This is a genomic window from Anaerocolumna sp. MB42-C2, from assembly GCF_030913705.1.
Lineage (GTDB): Bacteria > Bacillota > Clostridia > Lachnospirales > Lachnospiraceae > Anaerocolumna.
This window is the reverse complement of sequence record NZ_CP133190.1, coordinates 4,093,683-4,105,000: the sequence shown is the minus strand read 5'-3', so window position 1 is coordinate 4,105,000 and position 11,318 is coordinate 4,093,683. Positions and strand designations below refer to the sequence as shown.

Here is an 11,318-nt window from a genome sequence, read left to right as displayed (position 1 = left end):
AAAAACATCTCTTTCATTATTGATTTTATAGTAAGAACTGCCTCCATCACCCCTTTACCCCTGTCATGGTGATACCTGTTACGATCTGTTTTTCAAATAGTATAAAAAGAATGATTGCAGGCAGGGAAGCCACCATATTAGCGGTCATTGGCCGGACATAATCCACAGTATAAGTCCCGGCAAAAGTCGGTATACCGATTGGAAGAGTAAATTTTTCACTGCTCATGGAACATAGTAAAGGCCACAGATAATTGTTCCAGCTTCCTACGAATGCAAAAATAGCAACTGTAACTAATACTACTTTAGATAATGGCAATACAATCCTGGTGAATATGACCAATTCACCGCCTCCGTCTATTCTTACTGACTCCAATAATTCACCAGGAATTCCTCTAAAAAAGGTTATCATAATAATCAGATTCATTGATCCTGCTATTGTTGGAAATATAAGACCCGGATACGTATCAATCAGATTCAGTTTATTAGCTGTAATAAACAGCGGTACGATTGTCGCCTCACCCGGAACCATCAAACCCAAAAGAAAATATACATAAAGCAGTCCCTTTCCTTTCATATCAATTTTGGCAATGGCATAAGCCGCTAATGCGGATAATAAAACTACCAGGAAAGTGGATATAATTGAAATAAATAAGCTGTTTAACATCCAGGTTGGCACATCGCTGTGGAAAATTATACTAGGGTAGTTCTCTATGGTGTAAGGAGGCTTAAACCAGTCCCATATATTCTTAATTTGTTTTCCTTCTCTTTGAAATGAAACCGCTAAAGACCAAATTACCGGTGTAACAAAAATTAAAGCAATCAGGACAGAAAGAGCTGTCAGGATAACTTTACCTAAATTAAATTTCTGTTTCATGCCTTTTCCCCCTTACCTTGAATTTTAAGCTGAATTAACGATAAAAGAACTAAAATCAGAAACAATACGTAAGAAATTGCGGATGAATATCCCATATCATTTTTTTCAAAGGCCGTCTCATAAATATATTGAATCAAAGGTCTGGTATTGGTTCCCGGACCACCTCCAGTAATCATATAAATCTGTCCGAATACTTTAAAGCAGGCAATCACCTGTAATAATACTATAAGATAAGTTGTTGGTTTTAACAAAGGCAGAACAATAGAAAACAGCTGGACTCTTTTGGAGGCACCGTCAATATCAGCGGCTTCGTAAAGCTGATCCGGTATATCCTGTAATGCAGAAAGATATATCATCATACTAAATCCCACCGTCCACCAGATTGTCATGGCGGAGATGGTTGCCCAGGCGAGATGATTATCCTGCAGCCACTGAAGTTCTACAGCAGGACTTAATACCCCAATGCTATGTAAAAAGTTATTTATAAACCCACGGTAAGGTGCAAACATATAAATAGCCGTAAAGGAGGCCACCGACACTGACAGTACATTGGGCAGATAATAGCAGATTCGAAATAATTTTTGTAATTTACTGACCCGATTAGCAAGCAAAGCCAATGCAATAGCACATATGATTAATGCAGGCACGGTTATTAAAACAAATACAGTCGTATTACGCAATGCTCCCCAAAAATATTTATCATGCAAAAATTTTGAATAATTATTAAGTCCAACAAATCTTATCTTCCCCATAAGCCCCCATTTATGGAGACTAACATATACCCCCTGTATCATCGGCCAAATGGTAAATATCGTATAAAAAACCAGAAACGGCAGTATAAACCCTGCACCCACCAGTGCTTTTCTGATTTTCTTAGCTCTGCTTCCCATGCTCTTACCTCCTGATATTTCGTAATTAAATCGCGATGAAAGGGCTGCGGCAAAACCTACTCTCTTTTTGAACGAGATTACGAATCAAGTTTCACAACAGCCTCTTATATAAATATATATTACGATTATTTCAAATTCGATTCTAATTCACCATACATACTGTCAATTGCTGCAGCTGTATCAGTCTGCCCAGTCCATACGGTATTTAAGTTGGTAATCATTGCATCTTTCATGGAATAGAAATTAGGATTCTTTGACGGTAAAACTGCAGTTTCCAATGCACTCTTATAACCGCTCCTGTAATCTAAGGACAGGTACTCCTGACTTTCCAACACGGATTTATTTGCCGGTATCTGCCCGGATTTAGCCCAAGTGGCTGCCCCTTTGGAGGATACGTAATTAATAAATTCCACCGCAGCTTTGGTTTCTTCCTCCGTTCTATTTTTATTAAAAGGAATAATTAAAGTATGGGAATCAGCCCAGCATGCATCTTTGTCAAAAAGCTTCGGAAATGCCTGTGCACCAAAATGCAGGTTTTCAGTCTTTTCAAAGGCTCCGACAGCCCACGTACCGCCAATAAAAAGTCCTGCCTGGCCGCCCTGGAAGAATTTCTGATGGTCATCTATACCCTGGCTGATATATCCTTTATCAAATAAACCTTTTACAAAATCTGCAGCTTTAACCGCAATGTCTTTATTCATGGTTACTTCCGTTCCCTCTTCATTAACAAGAGCCGTTCCGCCCATTTGGAAATAACTTGCCCACCATAACCGGTAAGGATCATCACCGGAATTCGTCATAGCAATCGGTGAAGCCCCATCTGGGAGAACACCTTTAATTTTATCAAGAATTGCATATAAATCATCTTCACTTGTAATATCAAGCTGATTATTTGCATTGAGTGCAACTCCCGCTTTTTCTAATATATCTTTATTAAAGTATAAGATTTCTGCATGGGTATCCAACGGCATAGCATAAGTAGAACCATCAAATGTCACACTTTCTTTGGATGAATCCGCATATTGGCTCCAGTCTACTCCGATTTCTTTCGCATAGTCATCAATCGGGATTAAAACGCCCTGTTCAACCAGCTCCGGAAGTTTTGAAACATGAGAAACACCGATATCCGGGCCTTTCTTGGCAGCTACAGCAGTCTGAAGTTTTGTATAGTAATCCCCCCAAACTAACATGATGGATTGTACACCCATAGTTGGATTCGTTTTATTATAATCCGATATAATTGTGTCCATGAAACTTCCGTCGCCACCACTGAATAGTGACCAGAATACTAATTTACCCTCTTCGACTTTGACATTCTCCGGATTGTTTACGGTACCATCTTCATTAACATCTACTGTGGCTGCATCAGATGCCCCCTCTTTGGTATCCGTAACCGTATTTTGATTTTTGACGTCGGTACCTGCCGTACTGTCGGTTTTACTGCCGGAACATCCGGTGAAAGAAAAAGCGATAAGACTTGCGGCAATTAATACACATAATAATTTTTTCTTCATTAAAATACCTCCCTTTTAAATTTGACACAGCAATATTTTGCTCTCACAAACAGCCCCCTTATAATACGTTTTATGCCGGCACACGTATATTCTGTTTATAACATAAATATTGTTGAATCAATCTCTTTTTAAGGAACAAAATTAATGTTTTAACATTATTTTTGTTCCTTATTGTTTATTTTATGTGATTTTCCATAAATTGTCAAATGGTATTTGGGGTTATTTTACAATTTTAAATAACTATATAAGTTATTTAAACAATATTTATGTGATTCTAAAATATAGTAATACAAAGCTTACATAAATATTGTTTAATTCTATCTGCCAAAGGATAGTAAACTTATATGTGTTCATGTGCATCCTGCCCGGTAAGGCTTTTTGGTTCATAGGGAAGTTCGGAGAACTTTCTGAACTAAAAAAAGACGTACAAATCATCCCTGATTTTATAACGTCTTTCATTTTGATATGAAATTACTTGCAGACTATGTATGTAATATGTATATACTTAAGACATGAGCAGATTTAGCAGTACTCAACATTCATTATAATATCCTGCGCATAATCTCCGTATTTTTTTCCGAATAAATTAAAACCTCCCATATATTTCGCATCGGGTTTATTTCCGATTCTCACGGTAACAGAGGATTTGCTCATAATCTCAAATTCGTTTATTGTACGGTCTTCTGCTTTTTTTTCATTGATATAAGAGCCCTCCTGATTAATTTCCCAGGTCATTAACAAACCATGCTGAGTATTGCCTGATTCCCAGGTAATTGGATTTAAACGTCCCCTCCTGGCTCCAAAATCCCCCGGGCTTGTAAAGGTGCCGCATTCCATACCATTTATCCAAATTGTTATATCGGACTTCCAATCCTCTCTGTAACTTGGGGCTTCGGAACAAATCTCCATGGATAAGATAAGTTTCTTAGGACTTCTGCCCTTTGGTACAAGATTTGGAAACCGATACTCTAAATACCCTCCCGAACTCCAAATAATCTGTGCATGTATACGTTCCGGCAGATAAAAACAATATTCCGTATCTTCCATACCTATTATTCCTTCTTCATCGGCAAGTCCGCAGGTCGGTATCACCTTACATTCGGAAAAAGCACCAATAGGCATTTCCACACTGGCAGTCTCATTAATATTATTATTTCTGGCTATTAAGCTGATATTCACAATATCCCTTTTCCGGTTGCATAATTTCATAGATCCCCTGGTTCCCGGCTGTTCCTCCAGTCTTATCAAATTAGCCTTTTCAAGAACTTTAACATGAAGGGCGGCACTGGATGCAGGTATATTGAGCTTTTTGGCAATTTCATTTATGATTAACCCTTCATGGTATAATAATTTTAATATTTCAATACGTGCAGGAGATGATAAAGCTTTGGCTACTTCACACAGCTCTTCTTCATTTTCCATATTTAATTCAACAATTTTTGCCACAATAGATCCTGCCTTTCTAGGTAATCTTGATAAATCGTTCTTATTCTTACTAATTATATCATAGTTATTTCAGTTTACAATGTACATTTAAATATCTTATACATTCAATATTATATTTCAGCTATTTTAAAAATTAAACTACATCAACATTAGTTACCTGTATGCCGTGTTTTTTACGTGTAATATCAAAGGTAACCGATATAAAATTATAATTGTAATTATCGAATGTAAAAAATAAAGTTTGTACATTCAAAACGCCTGGTTAACCATATTGATACGACCAGGCGTCTTAATAATATTATTTATTTTCGTTTAAACGAACTTCATATGCTTGTGCAAACTCTTCTGCTATAGTTTCACCGCCACTTTCTTTCCATAGTTCACTCTGTTCCAACCACTGTTCCTTTGTTATTTCTCCCATAATATATTTGGTATCCGCATCACTTAAAACAGTATTCAGATCTGTACCTAATTCATTATTCGTTTCAGAGATGAGTCCGGCGGTCGGATCCGCTACCGCATATGGTTCGTTTTCTTCAAGAACTTCTATGCTGCGTTGTTGTAAGTAAGAACGTTTTACAGGCATAGTATGTAGGTCAGGGTATACTACCGCTATAGGCGCTGCATATGGAAGGTAGACCTGGGTTCCAACTTCGTCGACTTTATCCGGTATAGGAACTGCTTCCCTATTTTTAATATTATAATCATCACCTTCGATTCCAAGTACCAGAAGATTGCACATTTCTTCATCTCCTAAATCATTAAAGAATTGCAGGATTTTTCTTAAAGTTTTCTCATCTTTTACTTTATCTTTGCTGATTGCCAATATGCCGTTATGACCGGTACCCGCAGATGTAAATGTTCCTTTATCACTTGAAAATACACCATTTACATGAACATCTGCATTTTCTTCCATAACAAACTGGGCAAAGTTATTGATATTAAAATACATGCCTGCTTTTCCTTCTGTCCATAGTGCCTCAATCTGGGAACGATTCTGAATCGAAAATTCCGGATGCAACGCTCCTTTTTCATAAAGACTCTTCACCATGTCAAGTGCCTTTTGATATTCAGGTGTAAAACGGTTACAAATCATCTTTCCATTTTCATATTTCCAGCCATTAGCCCCTCCAAGATAGATATTAAACCATCCTAACGGGTTGATACAGGTGCCATAGGTATCTTTTTTACCATTTCCATCCGGATCTTTTTCAGCAAATGCTATCATTAAATTATACAAATCATCTATCGTCTTCGGTTCTTGCATTCCCAGATTTTTGATCCAGTCATAACGATACCCAACAGCATCCCGGGAAAGACCACGCTGTTTTGGAAGTCCATACAGGTGACCGTCAATAGAGCAGGCTTCAAATGTTAGATCGCTTATCTGCGCTATGTTAGGATAATCTTTAATATAGTCTGTCAATTCCCAAAATGTTCCTGATTTCATTGCATTTATCATGTAACTTTTTGTTAACTGACTGCCTCCAAAGCTTATAACCATTGGAAGTTCGTCAGAAGCAATCATTGTAGGAAGCATTTCATGCAAAGTAGAACCAGGATAAGGTGTAATCGTAATCTCCGTATTAGTATACTTCTCGATTGTAGTTTCAACCTTATTACCTGGTTGAGGAAACTCAACTCCATCATAACCTATGACCATATCTAACTTTAGTGGTTCTTCTGAACCTCCATTATCTGCAGTTGCATTCGTCTTCTGATCGTCTACACCCGTCTTCTCTCCTCCACCGGAAGAACATGCAGTAAGTAACATTGTTGCAATTAGCATATATCCCAATATGCTTCTTAATATTTTGTTTTTCATAATAATAAATACCTCCCATTTTTTTATATTTATCCGGTAACCCCGGCAAATATTTCTATCCTTTGATAGATCCAACCATTATCCCTTTTGCAAAATGTTTTTGCAAAAAGGGATAAACACATAAAATCGGAATAGTTGATACCAGAATAACAGCCATTTTTATACTTTGTGACATAGCGGCTACACTTGCTTCCATACCTTCACTATCTCCCAAGCCGCTGGATACATAAACAATTTTTCGAAGTAACACTTGAATGGGCCAAAAATCGGGTTTCTGAATATATAATAATGCCGACATGTAGGTATTCCAGATTCCAACCGCATAAAATAGTCCAAAGGTAGCCATTGCTGGTAGTGCTAAAGGCATCACAATTTTAAAAAGTATTTTTACCTCATGGCATCCGTCGATTCTTGCACTTTCCCTTAATTCATAAGGAATGCTCTGAAAAAAATTCTTCAAAACAATGAGATTAAATGGGCTTACCAAGGAGGGTATTACCATAGACCATGGAGAATTAATAAGTCCCGTCTGTCTTACGATAAAAAAGGTAGGTATCATTCCTCCTGAAAACAGCATGGTAAATATAACAAGATTTAAAATTAATTTTCTTCCCGGAAGGGTGTTTTCAGCTAACGAATAGGCCATTAATGCAGTAACAAGAAGTTTGGCAATCGTTCCAAAAACCGTAACCATTATTGTTATAAACATACTCCTTAATAAAGTCTGTGTAGAAAATATGTATTTGTAAGCATCCAGATTAAAATCATGTATCAAAAATCCCCCTCTGCCGGATACTGACGAAACAATAACATACCAGAATGGTACAAAACAAATAAATGCACATAATGCCAACAAAAAGTAATTAATTATATCAAATATTTTCAACCTGTCTAATTTCAATTTTTTCATATTTATACCCATTGCATAACACATCTTTCCACAGATGTGTTACTGCCACAAAAAAATGTGTGAAAGAATTCTAATGTGGCATTCCTTCCTTCAGATATATTTTCTTTCACACTATATAGCCTCCTTCATTAGTAAATCGCTTCATCTGTTACTTTTTTACTCAACCAGTTAGCACCTAAAACCAGAATAACCCCAACGCTGGATTTAAATAGACCGACTGCAGTAGAATAACTGTATTCACCATTTACAATACCACGATTGTACACAAAGGAATCAAATACCTCTGCTACATTCCGGTTCATGGCATTACTTAATAACAGTGTCTTTTCTACGCTTACATCCAGTACGTTACCTAAACTTAGTACCATTTGAATCATTATGATTGGAAGAAGACTTGGTATTGTTATATATAAAAGCTGCTTCCAGCGATTTGCACCATCTATTTTAGCTGCCTCATACAGTTGCAGATCCACACCAGCTAAAGCAGCCAGATAAATAATGGTACCCCAGCCTGCTCCCTGCCATATTCCGGTTCCAATAAAAAGACCGTAGTAAGTATCTTTGTTCATTAAAATATTCACTTTAGCTCCGCCAAAAGTAACAATAATCTGATTGATAATACCATCTTCCGTTGAAAATAACACATATGCTAAAGAACAGATAACAACCGAGGAAAGGAAGTGCGGCAGATATAAAACTGTCTGTATGCTTTTTTTATATGTATTATTACGAACTTCATTTAACATTAATGAAAGGATAATCGGAACCGGAAAAGACAGCACAAGACTTCCCACCGAGATAATCATGGTATTCCGGAATAACATTTCAAATTTATCACCGGAAAAAAAGTTGGCAAAATGTTTTAGGCCCACCCAGTCACTTCCGATAATCCCTTTGCCGGGCATATAGTTTTCAAATGCCATCAGAATTCCCCACATTGGGATATATTTATATACAATAAAATAAATTAACCCCGGAAGCATAAGCAGATAAAACCATTTAGCTTTCCACATTCTTTTTTTAAGAGATTCTTTCGGAAAATTGTATTCAGTTTTTTTAGTTTCTGCATTTTTCAATTCTATAAATACCTCTTTTCTTGTTTTACTAAAATGCTGATATGTATTATAGTTACATTTATTTTGAATAGGTTACTTTTAACAAAACAATCAGCGCCCTGCTATAATAATGTATAAATCATTCATAGTTTTAGCAAGGGATAAAATTCCGGATGAACGTAATTTTATCCTTTTTTATAGGTATTTTTTACAAGTAAGCGTATGATTTTCCTGATTTTCTTCATTTTCTTGACAATTGATACAGAGATATTTAGAATATTGTTATACTCAGGAGGTAGAAAAAATGACAAAAAATTATAAAAAGCGCTTGTTTTTTTTAATAATTATTCCATATCTTATTGTTTTTTTACTTCCATCTTCTATTTGTGGGTTCATTTTTCGTCAATATACAAATAAAATTCAGGAGAGCAGCGAACAAAGCAGTCAGGCAGTCGTTGACAATATTGTGCAGAATGTCAATAACCTAATGGACGATTTAGAGAAAAGTCTGCAAAGTCTTTCCCTGCAGACATCGCATATTCAAGATAAAACTTCCAAATCCAAATCAAGCTTTTTTCTGAACTATGATCAGCTTCAATTGCAGATGTTCTTAAAAGCACGTTCTAATCCAATACTTCAAACATGTTACATCTTTTTATTCGATGAAAATAAGATCATCACACCATTTCAGGGAGGCAGTACCTTAAGTGATTTTTATGATTCTAATTTCAGTTATATGGATATGGAACTGGATCAATTTAAGGAATATTTTACGAATTCTTATCTAAATCATGAATTACTGCCATACACGATAATCAACAGAAATGGAAATACCGGTAATTCTATGCTTATGTCACAATCTCTTCCCGGTAATTCTTACCAGAAACCTACCGGTGTAATTTTGTTTGTACTAGATTTCGATTATATAAAAAAATTAATGGCTGACTCTCTTCCTGATAACAGTATGGCTGTCCTTCAATGCAAAATCAAAGGGAAACAAACACAAATCACCTCCAAATCAGTCGGTAACTTTGATCCGGAATGGGTAAGGCACTTTGTTACTGCCAAGAACCTTTCTGATGGTGTAAATTATCACCAAAAATATCTAATTAATCAGAAATCAGCTGATAATTATGGCATAACGGCTCTTATCATACAACCCGCTAACTCTGCTTTAAGTGCCGTCAAATCATTTACTATGATCATAGTCTTTCAGCTCGCAGCAGTTATTTTAATTGCCTTTTTTATTATGTATCGTAATGCAAAATGTAATATTAATTCAGTAGAAACAATCATAAATACTTTTTCGTCTGTGAATTTAAATGAATCCGAAATGAGGAATGTCTATGAATATATTCAGTCCGCTGCTGCTAAGACAATCAGTCAAAATCAATTCTTAAAGGATTATATCGACCGTCAAAAAAGCATTTTGGAGGAAGCGTTTCTGCGCAAATTGATTCATGGAGATTATCTTTATGAATCCGATATTATACTGGATATGGAAGAGCTTTCTCTATCTTTAAATTATAAATATTATGTGGCAATACTTTGTACCCTCAAACTTCCGATAAAAGACAGTCCCTCAATTGCATTAAATTTGTCTTTACAAACAAAGCAAACGCTCCGTACCCACCTTACCGAAGTTTTCAATGAGGATGCATTTATTATTGATTACGACCTGTCCAGTTTAGTTATTTTAGTTGGAACAAATCTGGACCAAGCCGATGTCCAGAATCAGATTGACAGCACTTTTTCATGTATCAAACCGCTTGTACCCATATGTTATTATGCCGATAATTTCGTACGGTCCCTTTATGACATTCCTCGTTCTTATAAAGAAGCACGCTATATTCAAAACAATATATCTGCTCCACCGGAATCCGTATCCTGGTATATGAACCTGTATGAGAATAACATACTATACAACTATCAATATAATCTTTATGCCGAGCAAAATTTAATCAACCAGATCATGGTGGGAAGTACATATAATGTTGAACATCTTTTAGATGAAATATATACTAACTGTATTGGCCCGTCTCCAGTCGCTCCCAAACTGCTTCGCTGCCTGTCTTATGATTTTTACCGCCTTGCCAACCATGTCCTTTCTCTCAAGAAAGAGGAAACAGAAGATGAGTATATTAAATTAAATCAACTTTTTGATTCTATATTGCCGGATGATTCAGCAACTTTTTTCACATATTTTGATTTTATTAAACAAGTTTGTATTAATATCAGTGAATCAAATAAAAAAGATAATGGTAATAAGAATGATTCGGTCATTAATAATGTACTGACTTACATAAGTGAGAACTATACCGATTTGCAGCTATGTGTATCAAATATAGCGGAACATTGTGGAATCTCAACGAAATACCTTTCCCAGATTTTTAAAGAACAGCGCCATGAAAATATCAGCGACCATATAGAAAAGCTCAGAATCGAAAAGGCCTGTAAACTGCTAAAAGCAACCTCTCTGACAATAAATGATATCTCCGAACAGGTAGGTTATACCAATCCCCATACCTTTCGTGCTGCATTTAAAAGATGTATGTACATTACACCACGGGATTACCGTGAGATGTAATCATATTCATACAATGACTATAAAGAATCTTGTCCTGTCCAAATACAGTATATAGATGCAACTAATCCAACTTTTCAAGACATAACACCACTAGAAGAAAGAGTCTGGTCTGCCAGACTCTAGCGCTGACGCGCTGTTACTTCAGTGCCATTCTTTCCTATCGGATATTATCCTTTTGCATGTTCATATGCATCCTGCCCGTATTGCTTAAAATATT

8 protein-coding genes are annotated in these 11,318 nt (G+C 36.1%); 1 reads left to right on the top strand and 7 read right to left on the bottom strand.

Going from position 1 to position 11,318, the window contains the following annotated elements:
- Positions 1–46 precede the first annotated feature (46 nt).
- The 7 genes from RBU59_RS18305 to RBU59_RS18275 all read right to left on the bottom strand — a co-directional run bounded on the left by RBU59_RS18305 (position 47) and on the right by RBU59_RS18275 (position 8,535).
- A complete protein-coding gene (locus RBU59_RS18305; protein ID WP_308143927.1) occupies positions 47–874 on the bottom strand; it encodes a carbohydrate ABC transporter permease in 828 nt (275 codons plus the stop codon).
- Positions 871–1,764, bottom strand: coding sequence for a carbohydrate ABC transporter permease (locus RBU59_RS18300; RefSeq protein ID WP_308143926.1), 894 nt, complete (start codon positions 1,762–1,764; stop codon positions 871–873). The genes RBU59_RS18305 and RBU59_RS18300 overlap by 4 nt, the downstream gene beginning before the upstream one ends.
- Positions 1,765–1,889: 125 nt before the next feature.
- Positions 1,890–3,278 (bottom strand): ABC transporter substrate-binding protein, encoded by a 1,389-nt coding sequence (locus RBU59_RS18295; RefSeq protein WP_308143925.1) that lies wholly within the window; start codon positions 3,276–3,278, stop codon positions 1,890–1,892.
- A gap of 522 nt (positions 3,279–3,800) precedes the next feature.
- The gene (locus RBU59_RS18290; protein WP_308143924.1) at positions 3,801–4,724 is read right to left on the bottom strand and encodes an ArsR/SmtB family transcription factor; all 924 of its coding nucleotides are present in this window, start codon (positions 4,722–4,724) and stop codon (positions 3,801–3,803) included.
- Positions 4,725–5,022: 298 nt separating this feature from the next.
- Entirely contained in the window at positions 5,023–6,549 is a 1,527-nt protein-coding gene (locus RBU59_RS18285) for an extracellular solute-binding protein (RefSeq protein ID WP_308143923.1), read from the bottom strand.
- Between the two features lie 55 nt (positions 6,550–6,604).
- Positions 6,605–7,459, bottom strand: coding sequence for a carbohydrate ABC transporter permease (locus RBU59_RS18280; RefSeq protein ID WP_308143922.1), 855 nt, complete (start codon positions 7,457–7,459; stop codon positions 6,605–6,607).
- A gap of 128 nt (positions 7,460–7,587) precedes the next feature.
- Positions 7,588–8,535 carry an ABC transporter permease gene (locus RBU59_RS18275; RefSeq protein WP_308143921.1) on the bottom strand — a complete coding sequence of 316 codons (948 nt, stop codon included), beginning with the start codon at positions 8,533–8,535 and terminating at the stop codon, positions 7,588–7,590.
- A gap of 283 nt (positions 8,536–8,818) precedes the next feature.
- Between RBU59_RS18275 and RBU59_RS18270 the strand changes: the two genes are divergently transcribed.
- Positions 8,819–11,101, top strand: a complete 2,283-nt coding sequence (locus RBU59_RS18270) for a helix-turn-helix domain-containing protein (protein WP_308143920.1) — start codon at positions 8,819–8,821, stop codon at positions 11,099–11,101.
- Positions 11,102–11,318 lie beyond the last annotated feature (217 nt).

What these genes read in the sequence shown, in the direction of transcription:
- RBU59_RS18305 (WP_308143927.1), bottom strand. Translation starts at nt 874, where the DNA reads ATGAAACAGAAATTTAATTTAGGTAAAGTTATCCTGACAGCTCTTTCT.
- RBU59_RS18270 (WP_308143920.1), top strand. Translation starts at nt 8,819, where the DNA reads ATGACAAAAAATTATAAAAAGCGCTTGTTTTTTTTAATAATTATTCCA.
- RBU59_RS18295 (WP_308143925.1), bottom strand. Translation starts at nt 3,278, where the DNA reads ATGAAGAAAAAATTATTATGTGTATTAATTGCCGCAAGTCTTATCGCT.
- RBU59_RS18285 (WP_308143923.1), bottom strand. Translation starts at nt 6,549, where the DNA reads ATGAAAAACAAAATATTAAGAAGCATATTGGGATATATGCTAATTGCA.
- RBU59_RS18280 (WP_308143922.1), bottom strand. Translation starts at nt 7,459, where the DNA reads ATGAAAAAATTGAAATTAGACAGGTTGAAAATATTTGATATAATTAAT.
- RBU59_RS18300 (WP_308143926.1), bottom strand. Translation starts at nt 1,764, where the DNA reads ATGGGAAGCAGAGCTAAGAAAATCAGAAAAGCACTGGTGGGTGCAGGG.